17 protein-coding genes are annotated in these 13,470 nt (G+C 60.7%); 8 read left to right on the forward strand and 9 right to left on the reverse strand.

The window, feature by feature from the left end; all coding sequences use genetic code 11:
- Nucleotides 1–8: 8 nt before the first annotated feature.
- From pssA to ACWBU6_RS21455, 3 genes are all read right to left on the reverse strand, one after another.
- On the reverse strand, nt 9–854 hold the full coding sequence (pssA, locus tag ACWBU6_RS21445) for a CDP-diacylglycerol--serine O-phosphatidyltransferase (RefSeq protein ID WP_452645389.1): 846 nt from the start codon (nt 852–854) through the stop codon (nt 9–11).
- A 71-nt stretch (nt 855–925) separates the two neighbouring features.
- A complete protein-coding gene (locus ACWBU6_RS21450; protein WP_452645390.1) occupies nt 926–1,684 on the reverse strand; it encodes an SIMPL domain-containing protein in 759 nt (252 codons plus the stop codon).
- A gap of 272 nt (nt 1,685–1,956) precedes the next feature.
- Nucleotides 1,957–2,181, reverse strand: a complete 225-nt coding sequence (locus tag ACWBU6_RS21455) for an SIMPL domain-containing protein (protein WP_452645391.1) — start codon at nt 2,179–2,181, stop codon at nt 1,957–1,959.
- A 125-nt stretch (nt 2,182–2,306) separates the two neighbouring features.
- Between ACWBU6_RS21455 and ACWBU6_RS21460 the strand changes: the two genes are divergently transcribed.
- The gene (locus ACWBU6_RS21460; RefSeq protein WP_452645392.1) at nt 2,307–3,929 is read left to right on the forward strand and encodes an alkaline phosphatase family protein; all 1,623 of its coding nucleotides are present in this window, start codon (nt 2,307–2,309) and stop codon (nt 3,927–3,929) included.
- Between the two features lie 116 nt (nt 3,930–4,045).
- Nucleotides 4,046–4,387 (forward strand): hypothetical protein, encoded by a 342-nt coding sequence (locus ACWBU6_RS21465; RefSeq protein ID WP_452645393.1) that lies wholly within the window; start codon nt 4,046–4,048, stop codon nt 4,385–4,387.
- A 44-nt stretch (nt 4,388–4,431) separates the two neighbouring features.
- Here the strand turns inward: ACWBU6_RS21465 and ilvC are convergent, their stop codons facing one another.
- The 3 genes from ilvC to ACWBU6_RS21480 are packed head-to-tail and all read right to left on the reverse strand — an operon-like array spanning nt 4,432 to nt 7,697.
- Nucleotides 4,432–5,448 carry a ketol-acid reductoisomerase gene (ilvC, locus tag ACWBU6_RS21470; RefSeq protein ID WP_426336189.1) on the reverse strand — a complete coding sequence of 339 codons (1,017 nt, stop codon included), beginning with the start codon at nt 5,446–5,448 and terminating at the stop codon, nt 4,432–4,434.
- A 33-nt stretch (nt 5,449–5,481) separates the two neighbouring features.
- The gene (gene ilvN / locus ACWBU6_RS21475; protein WP_028104341.1) at nt 5,482–5,973 is read right to left on the reverse strand and encodes an acetolactate synthase small subunit; all 492 of its coding nucleotides are present in this window, start codon (nt 5,971–5,973) and stop codon (nt 5,482–5,484) included.
- A 2-nt stretch (nt 5,974–5,975) separates the two neighbouring features.
- Nucleotides 5,976–7,697 (reverse strand): acetolactate synthase 3 catalytic subunit, encoded by a 1,722-nt coding sequence (locus ACWBU6_RS21480; RefSeq protein ID WP_452645394.1) that lies wholly within the window; start codon nt 7,695–7,697, stop codon nt 5,976–5,978.
- Between the two features lie 392 nt (nt 7,698–8,089).
- On the opposite strand from ACWBU6_RS21480, the gene ACWBU6_RS21485 reads away from it, so the two are divergent.
- Genes ACWBU6_RS21485 through ACWBU6_RS21505 form a run of 5 tightly spaced genes read left to right on the forward strand, consistent with a single transcriptional unit; the run spans nt 8,090 to nt 11,285 of the window.
- Nucleotides 8,090–8,683 carry an RNA polymerase sigma factor gene (locus ACWBU6_RS21485; protein ID WP_452649598.1) on the forward strand — a complete coding sequence of 198 codons (594 nt, stop codon included), beginning with the start codon at nt 8,090–8,092 and terminating at the stop codon, nt 8,681–8,683.
- Entirely contained in the window at nt 8,680–9,090 is a 411-nt protein-coding gene (locus ACWBU6_RS21490; protein ID WP_452645395.1) for a DUF3619 family protein, read from the forward strand. Before ACWBU6_RS21485 ends, ACWBU6_RS21490 begins: the two co-directional genes overlap by 4 nt.
- A gap of 3 nt (nt 9,091–9,093) precedes the next feature.
- A complete protein-coding gene (locus ACWBU6_RS21495) occupies nt 9,094–9,939 on the forward strand; it encodes a DUF3106 domain-containing protein (RefSeq protein ID WP_452645396.1) in 846 nt (281 codons plus the stop codon).
- A complete protein-coding gene (locus tag ACWBU6_RS21500; protein WP_452645397.1) occupies nt 9,926–10,441 on the forward strand; it encodes an RDD family protein in 516 nt (171 codons plus the stop codon). The genes ACWBU6_RS21495 and ACWBU6_RS21500 overlap by 14 nt, the downstream gene beginning before the upstream one ends.
- A gap of 37 nt (nt 10,442–10,478) precedes the next feature.
- Nucleotides 10,479–11,285, forward strand: coding sequence for a class I SAM-dependent methyltransferase (locus tag ACWBU6_RS21505; RefSeq protein WP_452645398.1), 807 nt, complete (start codon nt 10,479–10,481; stop codon nt 11,283–11,285).
- On the opposite strand, the gene ACWBU6_RS21510 is transcribed toward ACWBU6_RS21505, so the two are convergent.
- Genes ACWBU6_RS21510 through ACWBU6_RS21520 form a run of 3 tightly spaced genes read right to left on the reverse strand, consistent with a single transcriptional unit; the run spans nt 11,269 to nt 13,110 of the window.
- Entirely contained in the window at nt 11,269–11,562 is a 294-nt protein-coding gene (locus ACWBU6_RS21510; protein ID WP_452645399.1) for a putative signal transducing protein, read from the reverse strand. The two genes, ACWBU6_RS21505 and ACWBU6_RS21510, sit on opposite strands and share 17 nt — an antisense overlap.
- A gap of 7 nt (nt 11,563–11,569) precedes the next feature.
- Nucleotides 11,570–12,211, reverse strand: a complete 642-nt coding sequence (locus tag ACWBU6_RS21515) for a hypothetical protein (protein ID WP_452645400.1) — start codon at nt 12,209–12,211, stop codon at nt 11,570–11,572.
- Nucleotides 12,211–13,110: a LysR family transcriptional regulator gene (locus ACWBU6_RS21520; RefSeq protein WP_452645401.1), complete on the reverse strand. Its 900-nt coding sequence runs from the start codon at nt 13,108–13,110 to the stop codon at nt 12,211–12,213. The genes ACWBU6_RS21515 and ACWBU6_RS21520 overlap by 1 nt, the downstream gene beginning before the upstream one ends.
- Before the next feature lie 98 nt (nt 13,111–13,208).
- Here ACWBU6_RS21520 and ACWBU6_RS21525 point away from each other — a divergent pair, with 98 nt between their 5' ends.
- Nucleotides 13,209–13,436, forward strand: a complete 228-nt coding sequence (locus ACWBU6_RS21525; RefSeq protein WP_452645402.1) for a DUF2798 domain-containing protein — start codon at nt 13,209–13,211, stop codon at nt 13,434–13,436.
- The last annotated feature ends 34 nt before the right edge of the window (nt 13,437–13,470 follow it).

Here is a 13,470-nt window from a genome sequence, read left to right on the forward strand (position 1 = left end):
CTGCGGCGTTACGCCTTGTCGTCAGGCGTGGTTTTCTCGATCAGTTTGACCGGATTGCCCTTGACCAGCCGGGTCAGGTAGATCACGTAGCCCGACAGTCCGTATGCCACGAACAGCACAAACAGCACCTTCGGCGGGTCAATCGAAATCAGGGCGAAGAACATCGCGATCAGGAACACGGCCAGGAATGGCACCGACTTGCGGAAATTGATGTCCTTGAAGCTGTAGAACGGCACGTTCGACACCATGCTCAGGCCAGCAAACACCGCCAGGACCCAGGCCTGCCAAGGATAGAACACGCCATCCACGCCCAGGTCAGTCAACAGCATGACAAAGCCGGCGATCAGCGAAGCGGCAGCCGGCGATGGCAGGCCCTGGAAGTAGCGCTTGTCGACCACTTCGATATTGGTGTTGAAGCGCGCCAGCCGCAAGGCGGCGCCGGCGCAATAGACGAAGGCGGCGATCCAGCCCAGCTTACCCAGGCCGCGCAGCGCGAACTCGTAGATCACCAGCGCCGGGGCGGCGCCGAAGGACACCATATCCGACAGCGAATCGTATTGCGCGCCGAACTCGCTCTGGGTGTTGGTCAGGCGCGCCACGCGGCCATCCAGGCCGTCCAGCAGCATGGCGACGAAGATTGCCCAGGCAGCGTGCTCGAAGCGCTGGTTCATGGCCATGACAATGGCGAAAAAGCCGCAGAACAGCGCACCGGTGGTGAAAGCGTTCGGCAGCAGGTAGATGCCGCGCGAGCGCGGCTTGTCGAGGCCATCGGCCCCCTTGCGGCGGGCGAAACGGCTGAACAGCGATTGCTTGCCGGCGGCGTTCTTAGGCCGGCGGCGGGGGAATTTGGCCATACTCTTCCATTTTTTGTACCAGGGTGGCCCCTATTATAGAGGACACCCCGTATGGAAGTGGCAACTTTGGCTTACTTGAACTTGACCTTGCCGACCACGCGCATTTCCAGCGTGGTTTCGCCTGGCTCGAAGCTTGGCTCCGCCACGGACTGGTCCATCTCGGCCTTGGCTGCCATGCGGGCCATCATCGGCGCCGGAGCGCCGGCCGGGCCGCCGCCGTAATTGCCGGAACCTTCATAGTCGATGGTGTCCAGCACCGCGTCGCTCACCGGACGGCCCATGGCGGAGGCGATGGAGGCAATGCGCTCGTTCAGGTTCTTGTAAGTGGCGGCGATGCGCGCGTCGTCCAGCTTGCGGGTTGCTGCCGGGCTCAGGCCGAAGGACAGGCCGTTCAGCGTCAGCACCTTCTGCGCCGCGGCGACGGTCTTTGGCAGCACGCCGATATTGGTGGTGGTCATCTGCACGTACTGACCTACGCGCCATGCGGTCGGCTGGCGCGGCTTGGCCGCGGCGCCCGGCGGCAGCGGACGGTCTTCCGGATAGACCGGATAGGTATAATAACCCTGGGTTTTCAGCTTGGCTTGCGGGTCTTCCTTCTTCAGGATTTCCAGGCCCTGCTTGATCTTCTGGTTCACGCGCGAGGCGGCAGCCGCCTTGTCCTTGTCCTGTTCTTCGATCGCCAGCACGGCGACGGCCTGGTCGTTCGGGGCAGTGACTTCACCATAGGCAGGCACGATGACGGTGGCACCGGCGGTCGGGACGGATTGCGCGACGGCAGTCTGGGCGCCCAACACCAGCGCGGCGGCGGCAACAGCTTGCAGGACGGTCATTGTTATTCTCCTTGTTTGGTTACGATGGGACGCACTTTAACTGAGATCGCACTGCAGGTCTGTCACAGTTCGTGAGCGTTTGTAACACGCCGATTACTTGAAGCGTATTTTTGCCGTCGCGCGCAACTGTAACCTGGTCTCGCCGGGCTGCAGGCTTGGCTCTTCCACTTCGCCGATGTCTTCGCGGCGGATGCGGCTGCCCGTAACCTCTACCCGCTGATACTGCTGATGTTGCTGGTCGCCGAAGTCGAGCGACTCAAGCCTGGCATCGCTTATCGGGCGACGCCCTGCTTCAGGCGCTGGTTGACGCTTGAAGCCAGCGCCGCCTTGTCCTTGCCTTGCTCTTCGTAGCCAAACACGAGCTGCGCTTCGTCGTTTGGCGCCGTGACTGACCCCACTGCCGTCACCGTAACGAGCGAATTTTCGGTAGGCAGCGCCTCAGCCATCGCCATCTGTGCAGAACCGAGCGTCGCCAACAGAACCAGGGGCTTGAACATGCAAATTCCTTTTGAGGTAATCGTCGAAGTTCGAATGTAACTGAAACTGATACAAAAGTGTCATCTCGCGGACATCCGCTTGTGGCATGATCACGTGTCGTCCACTCCATTCATGAACAAGGAAAATGGCAAAGTACCTGATTCCCGCACTGGCCCTGGCGGCCACGTTCGGCGCCCAAGCGGCGCCGGCCAAACAGCCTGCACAACCAAAACTCGTCCTGGTCATGGCCGTCGATGGCCTGCCGCAGGAACAGGTGACGCGCTACGCCCACCAGTTCGGCCAGGGCGGCTTCCGCCGCCTGCTGGAGCAGGGAGCATGGTTCAGCAACGCACACCAGGCACACGGCATTACCGTCACCGCAGTCGGCCATGCGGCCATCCTCAGCGGCGCCTACCCTTACCAGCACGGTATCATCGGCAATAACTGGGTGAACCCGGCCAACGGCGCCAGCATGTACTGCACCGAGGACACCAATCACAAGTACATCGGCAACGAGAAGACCGACCCGCATGACGGCACCTCCCCGGCCAACCTGCGCGTGGATACGCTGGGCGACCAGCTGCGCTACGCGACCGGCCAGCAGTCCAAGGTGATTACCGTATCGGGCAAGGACCGTGGCGCCATCCTCCTGGGCGGCAAGACCGGCACGGCCTATATGTATATGGAAGAAAGCGGCAATTTCGCGTCCTCCACCTTCTACATGAAAGAGCACCCGCAGTGGGTGCAGAAGTACCAGGCGGGCAAGCCGCAAGAGCGCTACTACGGCGTCAAGTGGAAGCCGCTGCTGGCAGATTCGGCCTACGCGGGAGATTACGGCGATGCGCCGAACCTGCAGCTCTCCAGCGAATCGGGCAAGACCGACGCGGCCTATTACAAGCGCCTGAAAGAGTCTCCATTCCTCGACGAGCTGACCGTGGAGTTCGCGCAGGCTGCAATCGAAGGCGAGAACCTCGGCAAGAATCCGGCCGGCGTACCCGACCTGCTGGGCGTCAGCTTCTCCGCACACGACCTGGCGAACCACGGCTACGGCCCGGAGAGCAAGATCTCGCACGACCACCTGCTGCGCCTGGACCGCATGCTGTCCAACTTCTTCTCCTACATCGACAAGCGCATCGGCATGGACAATGTGCTGGTGGTACTGACTGCCGACCATGGTTTCGCGAATACCCCGGAATTTGCGAACGAAGTCCAGAAAGCTGGCGTCAACCACATTGACGGCAAAAAGCTGGTGGAAGACCTGAATGCCCACCTGACGTCCAAATTTGGCCTGGCCAAGGGCGTATCTGCCTACTCGATCCCGAACCTCCACCTGGACTACGCCCAGATCGAGAGCAAAGGCCTGAAACACGAAGATGTTGAAAATGCCGCAGCACGCTTCCTGTTGTCGCAACCCGGCTTGGCCGACGTGTTCACCCGCACCCAGATGGAAAGCGGTGCGGTCGGCGGCACGCGCATTGCGACCCTGATGCGCAGGGCCTGGAACCGCCAGATTTCCGGCGACCTGATGGTGGCAGCCAAGCCGCACTGGATCTTTGGCTTCCCGACCGGAAAAGGCACCACCCACGGCTCGCCGTATGCCTACGACACCAACGTCCCACTGATCGTCATGGGCAAGCCATGGGTGAAGTCCGGCCACTACGGCCAATATGCCGAAGTAGTCGACATCGCCCCCACCCTCGCCCACCTGCTGAACGTACGCCCCCCAGCCGGCGCCGAAGGCCGCGTCCTCACCGAAGCGCTGAAGTAAAACAATTGTCCACTTTGGGGTCAGGAACCAAAGTGGACATTTCCGCCCGTATAATGAAGCTCCGATCCCATCCCGGAGCACGATATGCCGAATTTCCGCATCGCCCCGATGCCACAATGCGTTCTTCGGATGTCGTGGCAGCGTTAGGAAACGTCAGCAAGGCAGGCAACGACAAATCGAACTCCGGTAACACCCTTGTACTTGAGCTGCAGCGATATTCATTCGAAGACCACGGTGCGCACATCGAGCTGGCGATCAGCATCCGCAACATCAAAGGGGAAGTGTTCCGGAAGGTCTATAGCGCCGATGGCCGTACTCAAGGCGGGAAGATGTTCTGGGGCGGCGCGTTTGCCATGAAGAATGCAGTCCAGCAATCGACCAAGCTGGCGATGGACGACATCCTGGCGCGCTTCATTCGCGATGCCGGCAGTACCGGCCTCGCCTCGGCAGCAAAATAAAAAAACGGCCCCGAAGGGCCGTTGAAGTTTGCTTCTAGGGACAATCAGTTCTTGGACTGATCGACCAGTTTGTTTTTGGCGATCCAAGGCATCATCGCGCGCAGCTTGGCGCCGACTTCCTCGATCTGGTGCTCGGAAGTGAGGCGGCGGCGGGAGATCAGGGTCGGTGCGCCGGCCTTGTTCTCGAGGATGAAGCTCTTGGCGTATTCGCCAGTCTGGATGTCTTTCAGGCACTGGCGCATCGCTTCCTTGGTGGCGGAGGTCACCACTTTCGGACCGGTCACGTACTCGCCGTACTCCGCGTTGTTGGAAATCGAGTAGTTCATGTTGGCGATGCCGCCTTCGTAGATCAGGTCCACGATCAGCTTAAGTTCGTGCAGGCACTCGAAGTAAGCCATTTCCGGCGCGTAGCCTGCTTCCACCAGGGTTTCGAAGCCAGCCTTGATCAGTTCCACGGTACCGCCACACAGGACTGCCTGTTCGCCGAACAGGTCGGTCTCGGTCTCTTCGCGGAAGTTGGTTTCGATGATGCCAGCCTTGCCGCCACCGTTGGCCGACGCGTACGACAGCGCGATGTCACGGGCGGAGCCGGATTTGTCCTGGTACACGGCGATCAGGTGAGGCACGCCGCCGCCCTGGCGATAGGTGCCACGCACGGTGTGACCTGGGGCCTTGGGTGCGATCATGATCACGTCCAGGTCGGCCCGCGGCACGACCTGGCCGTAGTGCACGTTGAAGCCGTGGGCGAAGGCCAGCACGCCGCCTTGCTTGATGTTCGGTTCGACGTTTTCCTTGTACACCTGGGCGATGTTCTCATCCGGCAGCAGGATCATGACGACGTCGGCGTTCTTCACCGCTTCGTTCACTTCCGCCACTTTCAGGCCGGCCGCTTCGACTTTCTGCCAGGAGGCGCCGCCCTTGCGCAGGCCGACGGTCACGTTCACGCCGGATTCGGTCAGATTCTGTGCGTGCGCGTGGCCTTGCGAACCATAGCCGATGATGGCAACGTTCTTGCCTTTGATGAGGGAGAGGTCAGCGTCTTTGTCGTAGAAAACTTTCATGGTCATTCCTTGGGTGTGAATTCGGTTCAATTATTAGACTTTGAGGATGCGCTCGCCGCGGCCAATGCCTGAGCCGCCGGTACGGACAGTCTCCAGGATCGAGGCGCGGTCGATCGCGTCGATGAAGGCGTCCAGCTTGCTCTTGGCACCCGTCAGCTCAATGGTGTAGGTCTTCTCGGTCACGTCGATGATGCGGCCGCGGAAGATGTCGGCGGTACGCTTCATCTCTTCGCGCTCCTTGCCGACGGCGCGGACCTTGATCAGCATCAGCTCGCGCTCGATGTGCTGGCCTTCGGTCAGGTCCACCACCTTCACCACCTCGATCAGACGGTTCAGGTGCTTGGTGATCTGTTCGATGATGTCATCGGAACCGGTGGTGACGATGGTCATCCGCGACAGGGTCGCATCTTCGGTCGGCGCAACGGTCAGCGTTTCGATGTTGTAGCCGCGGGCGGAGAACAGGCCCACCACGCGGGACAGCGCACCCGCCTCGTTTTCGAGCAGTACAGAAATAATATGGCGCATGATTACAGGTCCTCCGAGCCAAGCAGCATTTCGGAGAGGCCTTTGCCAGCCTTCACCATCGGCCACACGTTTTCACTCTGGTCGGTAATGAAGTTCATGAAGACCAGCCGGTCTTTCATGCCAAACGCCTCCTTCAGCGCGCCTTCGACGTCGCCTGGCTTTTCGATACGCATGCCGACGTGGCCGTACGCTTCGGCCAGCTTTTCGAAGTCCGGCAGCGAATCCATATAGGACTCGGAGTAGCGCGAACCGTAGTCGATCTGCTGCCATTGGCGGACCATGCCCAGGAAACGGTTGTTCAACAGGATAATCTTCGGCGTCAGGCGGTACTGTTTGCAGGTCGCCAGTTCCTGGATATTCATCTGGATCGAGCCTTCGCCGGTAATGCAGGCGACGGTCGCATCCGGATTGGCCATCTGCACGCCCATGGCATACGGCAGGCCGACACCCATGGTGCCCAGGCCGCCGGAGTTGATCCAGCGGCGCGGCTTGTCGAACCTGTAATACTGCGCAGCCCACATCTGGTGCTGGCCGACGTCGGAGGTGACGAACGCGTCGCCCTTGGTGATGTCGAACAGCGATTCGACCACTTGCTGCGGCTTGATCACCAGGTCGGAAGTGGCGTAAGCCAGGCACTTGCGGCCGCGCCATTCGTTGATCTGCTTCCACCAGTCTTTCAGCGCGGCGGCGTTCGGGCGCTGCTCGGTCGCTTCCAGCTGCGACAAGAGTTCGACCAGCACGTCCTTCACGTTGCCGACGATAGGAATGTCCACTTTCACGCGCTTCGAGATCGACGACGGGTCGATGTCGATGTGGATGATCTTGCGCGGGTTCTGGCTGAAGTGCTTCGGATTGCCGATCACGCGGTCGTCAAAGCGGGCGCCGATCGCAATCAGCACGTCGCAGTTCTGCATCGCGAGGTTGGCTTCGTAAGTGCCGTGCATGCCTGGCATGCCGACGAAGCAAGGATCGGAAGCGCGCGAACCGCCCAGGCCCATCAGGGTATTGGTGACCGGGAAGCCGAGCTTTTCAACCAGTTTGTTCAGCTCATTCGATGCATGCGCCAGGATCACGCCGCCGCCGGTATAGATCATTGGACGCTCGGCCGACAGCAGCAGTTGCAGTGCCTTGCGGATCTGGCCGGCGTGGCCCTTGTCTACCGGACGGTAGGAACGCATCTCGATATCCTTCGGATACGAGTACACGTGCTTGTGCATCGAAATGTCTTTTGGAATATCGACCAGCACCGGGCCCGGACGGCCGGTCTTGGCGATATAGAAGGCTTTCTTGATGGTCTCCGCCAAGTCTTTCACGTCCTTCACCAGGAAGTTGTGCTTGACCACCGGGCGGGTGATGCCGACGGTGTCGCATTCCTGGAAGGCGTCCTGACCGATGGCGTGGCTCGGCACCTGGCCGGAAATGACCACCATCGGAACAGAATCCATGTAGGCGGTGGACAGGCCGGTCACCGCATTGGTGACGCCAGGTCCGGAAGTCACCAGCGCCACGCCCACTTTGTTCGAGCTGCGCGAATACGCGTCGGCGGCATGGATGGCAGCCTGCTCATGGCGAACGAGGATGTGCTGGAATTTGTCCTGCTTGAAGATGGCGTCGTAGATATAGAGGACGGCGCCGCCGGGGTATCCGAAAACGTGTTCTACGCCTTCCTCAGCGAGGCAGCGGACAACGATTTCGGCGCCCGTGATGGGAGCTTCGGTATTCATGAAACATTCCTTTCAAGGTCCATAGGAGATTGATCGGATGCTCTTGCCTAGCGAAGTGGGCGACACCGTGCACGACTCTCAGCTTCCCTTCTTTCTGCGGTCACACAGACCCTTCCCCCATGCGTAGCTGGAGTACAAGCCGGTGCTAAACGCAACTCGTTTGGCCGGAGTTTTGCAGCGGTTTCTAGCCTACCTCTCGCGCTTGTGGCACGGGTTAGAGCAAACTGCTGACAATAGAAAGCTGGCTTTTCGAAACGGCTTTGTGTGCCTGTCCCGAAGAACCGGGGAGCCTTGTGGTGTGCAAAGCGACCTTAACGTTACCGCGCTGCACCATATTGGTCAAGCTTATTCTGCATTTTTTGTTAAAATGCCGGATTGTTCAGACTAGCGATATAGCGCAGCCCTCTTCCCGACGCATGGCCACAGACAAAGAATTATCGGATTTCCTCGAAAGTGTCGAGCGCCGCGCCTTCAAACAAGCGGTCTATGCCGTCCGAAAGGACGAATCCGCACTGGACATTGTGCAAGATGCAATGATCAAACTGGCTGAGAAGTACGGCGACAAGCCGGCGGCCGAACTGCCGGCGCTGTTCCAGCGCATCCTGCAGACCACCATACTTGATTATTTCCGCCGCGAAAAAGTGCGTAATACCTGGGTAAGTCTTTTCTCGGGCCTTGGCCCTGGCCAGGAAGAGCATGAAGACTTTGATATACTGGAATCTTACGAGGCTGAACAGGGTTCCCAGGCGGCCGAGTCGAGTGCGGATCAGGTAGAACGGGCACAAATCTTGCAGTTAATTGAAGAAGAAGTGCAAAAACTGCCGGCGCGTCAACGAGAAGCCTTCCTCATGCGTTACTGGCAGGACATGGATGTAGCAGAAACTGCCGAAGCGATGGGATGTTCCGAAGGGAGCGTAAAGACGCATTGCTCAAGAGCAACACACACTCTCGCTGAATCGCTCAAAGCCAAGGGAATTAAGTTATGAACACCGAAGACACCAACTTTGCATACGGCGTGCGGCGCGCGCTCAATGAAAAGCTAGACGATCTGCCAGCCTCGACGACTGATCGCCTGGCTGCCGCCCGCAAGGCGGCGCTGGCGCGCAAGAAAGCCGATGCCCCGGCGCGCGTGCGCGTGGCCCGTACCGCCCCGGCTGTGGCTGGCGGCGCTAGCGGCTTCTTCGCCAATCCGTTTGCCTGGTTCAACCGCGTCAGCGTGGCCCTGCCATTGCTGTTGCTGCTGGGCGGCATGGTTGGCGTGTACCAGTACGAACAACAGCAATCGATCGTGGAACTGGCAGAAATGGACGCCGCCGTGCTGTCCGACGAACTGCCGCTGTCTGCTTACCTTGACCAGGGCTTTGGCGCCTATCTCGAGACTCGCGAGCAATAAAGTATGGCGCGTGTAAGTGGCAGGTCAAAATGGATTGCTGGAGCAATCGCGCTGGCGGGCGTGGGGATCGCTGCCGTCGCCTGGCTGGTGACCCGCCCTGCTTCGTCCCCAGCGCCGGCACCTTCGACTACCGCCACTGCTGCAGCGCCTGCCAAGCCGGTTGGTGAAAAGCCGCACTGGTCCGACCTCAAGCCCACCCAGCAGCAAGCCCTGGCGCCCCTCGAGTCCACCTGGGAAGAGCTGGGTCCGGTCCGCAAGCAAAAATGGATTTCCATCGCCAATCGCCTGGCCAAAATGAAGCCGGCCGAAAAAGCGCGCGTGCAGGAGCGCATGCGCGAATGGGTGGCGCTGTCGCCGGCCGAGCGCAAGGCCGTGCGCGAGAACTTTGCGCGCGCCCAGAAAAAGGCTACACCGCCGGGCCAACGCGCTGCCGAGTGGGAGCAATACCAGCAATTGCCCGAAGAGGCCAGGAAAGCCCTGGCTCAGGCCGCCGCAGCCAAGAATAACCAGGTCGTGAAGACCCCTAGCCTGGCGCAGTCCAGCGTGAAGACGCCGGCACCGGTCAAGGCCCAGGGCCACGGCCTGGTGCGCGCACCAGGTACGGTACCGCCGGGCACCGTGCCGCCCGCGCCCATCGGCCTACCGCAAGGCTCGCCGGCCGTGGTGCCGCCGGGCAGTTCACAGGGGGCGGGCCACCTCGCTCCGGCTGCCATGCCTGCTGCCACGAGCGCTCCAGTTGCGGCGCCCGCCGCCAATCCGGCTGCGCCGGCGGCCGATGCAGGCATGCCGGCTTCCGTTACGCCAGCCGCGCCCAGCGCTCCACCAGCCGTTCCTAATGCAAGCAAATAACGCTGCCCCGACTGTCAAGCGCCGCCTGATTTCGATGGTCTACGAAATCCTGCTGGCCTTTGCCGTGCTGTTCCTGCCATTCCTGGTGTTTGAGATCGCGACCCAGGCCAGCCACACCCCGCTGGTGGAGCACATGCGGCAATTCCTGGCTTTCCTGATCCTGGGCGCCTATTTCATCCATCAATGGGCGCGCAAGGGCCAGACCCTGGCCATGCAGACCTGGCGCATCAAGGTGGTGCAGCCTGGCTATGAACACCTGCCGCTGCGCACCGCTGCATTGCGTTACATGCTGAGCTGGATGTGGGTGTTGCCGGGAATCGTCGTTGGCTTCCTGGCCGACCTCAGCAATAAGCACAAGCTGTACGCCCTGCTGGCCAGCGTGTTGGCTTGGTCGCTGACGGCCTTCCTCGACAAGGACCGCCAGTTCCTGCACGACCGCATTGCCGGCACCCGCCTGGTGCAATTGCCGAAACCCGAGAAAAAAGCCGCCAAAGCCGCTTAAGCACTCGCTATACTGGACTTGGACAAGGGAGGCAACCATGGACAAGGACAGCAGCTTCACTGGCTCTATTCCGGAAACCTACGAGCGCGCCATGGTGCCGCTGCTCTTCACCCCTTATGCAATCGACATGGCGCGCCGGCTGGCGCAGCGGCGTCCGTCACGCATACTGGAAGTGGCTGCGGGCACCGGCGCCGTCACCCGGCACCTTCTGCAAGAGATCCCCGCCGCGCACATCGTCGCCACCGACCTCAATCCCGCCATGCTGGACCAGGCGCGCAAGGCGGTCGTCTCGCCGCGCGTCGAATGGCAGGAAGCCGATGGGCAAGTGCTGCCCTTCCCCGACGCCAGTTTTGACGCGGTGGCCTGCCAGTTCGGCGTGATGTTCTTTCCCGATAAGGCGCGCGGTTTCAGCGAAGCGCGCCGCGTGCTGAAGCCGGGTGGACTGTATTGCTTCAATGTGTGGGACGGTATCAGCCATAATGATTTTTCCGCCACCATCAACCACGCGCTGGCCAAGGTGTTTCCCGAAGACCCGCCGCGCTTCCTCGCGCGCGTGCCGTTTGGCTGGCATGATGTCGAGGTGATTCGCGAAGAGTTGAAGCGTGCCGGCTGGACCGGCAGTATCACGCACGAACTGGTGACGGCGACCAGCCGCGCCGATTCCGCGGCGTCCACCGCCATCGCGCTATGCCAGGGATCTCCGTTAAGGGCTGATATTGAAGCGCGCGATCCGGCGCGCCTGCAGGAAGCGACCGAAGCGGCGATCGCGGCGCTGACCGGGAAGTTCGGCAGCGGCGCCATCGAAGGCAAGATGCAGGCGATTGTATTTACTTGCGAGGCGTGAACTCGTAGACCCTGGCGCCCGCGCCAACATCTTCATCATCGCCAAGTGCCAACTCGCCGCGCTCGAAAGCGGCGAGGACTTCCAGCGCCTGTTCCAGTTCGTCTTGCGGCACCATCACGCGTGCCCCGCCGATGGCCGGCGCCAGCAGGAGCGCGGCCTGCATGTGCTGGTCATCCATGACCGTCGCATTCAGTCCAGCCGCGCGCAGGCAACCGCACAGGATGAAGGCATCGGCTGGAATCAGGCAGCGGCGAACGAGGGAGAAGTCGTTATCCATCACGCAATCATAGCTTGAATGGTGGGTTGGGATCTTTTTTGCACTCCAAGTGCCGGCTGCGCCCCTCCCGGACCAGTTTCTTGATGCCGTGCGTGCAGGCCTTATCGAGATCCGGTAGCGGATATTGCTGCGTAACGCGCCCCTCGGCATCCAGATCGAATCCGGTCCCGCCTACCAGCAGCAAGCTGTAACAATCGGGATGAGTACAATACATTTCGCAATCGATGCAAGCGTTGGCTTCGTCGCCGTCATGGTATGCAATGCAGTGGTCATACACAGCCGGAACGAGGATCTCGAAAGTGTTTGACTGGAAGTACCCGCACTTGCCGCTTTGGTCAGCGAAGCGTGCCACGCCACGTGGGGCGTAGGGATAGTCGTAGTCGCTCGTATGGTAGATGCCAGGAACGACGACGCGGCCACGGCGATCCAGCGCCACTACTTCGTTAGGCCAGCCATCGATGACAATGACTGCCTTGCCGGATTTCTTGAAGGAGAGCTTGCGCAGATACTGCGGTTTGAGTTGACGCACGCCGGCTCGCTCCGTGAAGCAACTGGCTGACCAGCCATCCCGCGCCGGACAGCCCTGACCTGCCGCCCTGGCACTAAAGGGAATTAGTACCAGCAGGAATAAAAGCAGGTATGCTCGCATCAGATATCTCCGGTAAGTAAAGGGTGCTGGGCGGTGAATGCCGCCAAGTGTTCCAGCAAGGCGCGCACGCGGGCCGGCAGGTAGCGCTGCTGAGACCAGACTGCGTAGACGCTGCGCTCACGCGTGGTCCAGCCGGGCAGCAGCCGCAACAATGCTCCCGATTCCAGGCTGGCGTGGCATTGTAACTCTGGCGCCAGGACGATGCCGAGGCCAGCTTCCGCCATCATCACCGCCAACCGCACTTCATTGACGCGCACGCGAGGATCGGGATGCAGCACGAATCGAGCGCCAGTGCCGGGGTCCTGCAAATGCCATTCGCGCAAAGGGAGAGTGGCTATGGTGGCATGGCCTTCCAACTCCGTCACATTGCGCGGAGTTCCGTTGCGGGCAAGGTAAGCAGGTGAAGCCGCCAATACCAGCCGCACCTCGCCCAGCTTGCGCTGCGTGAGCGTGGAATCGGCCAATGCGCCGATGCGGATCGCCAGATCGGCGCCGCTGCCGACCAGATCCTGTACTTCATTGGACAGCTCCAGTTCGAGTTGCACCCGAGGGTACTGCTCGAGAAAGCTGGCCCAGGCCGGTGCCAGAATTTCGCTCGCGAAATTCACTGGGGCAAGCACGCGGATTGAACCTTCGACGGCGCCAAGGGTGGCGTCAAGCCTGAGAGTTGCCTGTCGCAACGCTTGAACCAGCGGGCGGCATTGTTCGTAATATTGGCTTCCCTCCGCCGTCAGCATGGTGCGGCGCGCGCTGCGGTGCAGTAGCCGATACCCCAGGCCGGCCTCCAGTTTCTGAAGGCGGCGCGTAACGGTGGCAGTCGGTAGCCCCTCCTTTTCGGCAGCGGCGTTCAGGCTGCCGGCATCGACGATAGCGATGAAAAGAGCGAGGTCGTCAAGCATGATTCCATTTTTGGAACTAGAGATTGAAATTTCAACTCTAGTGTACTTCAACGGAATTAACTACGCTTATGGCATTGAACAATTAGCTGGAGAGCATCATGCCTGACCTGCGTACCCGAATGATTTTTGCAGCCCTGATGTCGTTGCTGATGAGTGTAATCATGAGCGGCTGGATCACCTGGCTGAATATCGGCTTCCACCCGCAATATGCGCAGCGCTGGGGCCATGCCTTTCTGGCCGCCTGGCCAGCCGCCTTTTTCGCCGTAATGCTGATCGCACCGATGGTGCAACGGGTAACAATTCGCCTTGCCACCGCCCTACGCTAGAGCTTGTGTCACACCCTGGGGTCGCACCCTCAGT

This window comes from Pseudoduganella sp. HUAS MS19, assembly GCF_053615455.1.

Bases quoted from the DNA above. Each gene is read 5' to 3' on its own strand.
- ACWBU6_RS21500 (WP_452645397.1), top strand. From the start codon at position 9,926: ATGCAAGCAAATAACGCTGCCCCGACTGTCAAGCGCCGCCTGATTTCG.
- ACWBU6_RS21465 (WP_452645393.1), top strand. From the start codon at position 4,046: ATGCGTTCTTCGGATGTCGTGGCAGCGTTAGGAAACGTCAGCAAGGCA.
- ACWBU6_RS21495 (WP_452645396.1), top strand. From the start codon at position 9,094: ATGGCGCGTGTAAGTGGCAGGTCAAAATGGATTGCTGGAGCAATCGCG.
- ACWBU6_RS21450 (WP_452645390.1), bottom strand. From the start codon at position 1,684: ATGACCGTCCTGCAAGCTGTTGCCGCCGCCGCGCTGGTGTTGGGCGCC.
- ACWBU6_RS21490 (WP_452645395.1), top strand. From the start codon at position 8,680: ATGAACACCGAAGACACCAACTTTGCATACGGCGTGCGGCGCGCGCTC.
- ACWBU6_RS21505 (WP_452645398.1), top strand. From the start codon at position 10,479: ATGGACAAGGACAGCAGCTTCACTGGCTCTATTCCGGAAACCTACGAG.
- ilvN (WP_028104341.1), bottom strand. From the start codon at position 5,973: ATGCGCCATATTATTTCTGTACTGCTCGAAAACGAGGCGGGTGCGCTG.
- ACWBU6_RS21480 (WP_452645394.1), bottom strand. From the start codon at position 7,697: ATGAATACCGAAGCTCCCATCACGGGCGCCGAAATCGTTGTCCGCTGC.
- ACWBU6_RS21520 (WP_452645401.1), bottom strand. From the start codon at position 13,110: ATGCTTGACGACCTCGCTCTTTTCATCGCTATCGTCGATGCCGGCAGC.
- ACWBU6_RS21525 (WP_452645402.1), top strand. From the start codon at position 13,209: ATGCCTGACCTGCGTACCCGAATGATTTTTGCAGCCCTGATGTCGTTG.
- ACWBU6_RS21460 (WP_452645392.1), top strand. From the start codon at position 2,307: ATGGCAAAGTACCTGATTCCCGCACTGGCCCTGGCGGCCACGTTCGGC.
- pssA (WP_452645389.1), bottom strand. From the start codon at position 854: ATGGCCAAATTCCCCCGCCGCCGGCCTAAGAACGCCGCCGGCAAGCAA.
- ACWBU6_RS21455 (WP_452645391.1), bottom strand. From the start codon at position 2,181: ATGTTCAAGCCCCTGGTTCTGTTGGCGACGCTCGGTTCTGCACAGATG.
- ACWBU6_RS21515 (WP_452645400.1), bottom strand. From the start codon at position 12,211: ATGCGAGCATACCTGCTTTTATTCCTGCTGGTACTAATTCCCTTTAGT.
- ilvC (WP_426336189.1), bottom strand. From the start codon at position 5,448: ATGAAAGTTTTCTACGACAAAGACGCTGACCTCTCCCTCATCAAAGGC.
- ACWBU6_RS21510 (WP_452645399.1), bottom strand. From the start codon at position 11,562: ATGGATAACGACTTCTCCCTCGTTCGCCGCTGCCTGATTCCAGCCGAT.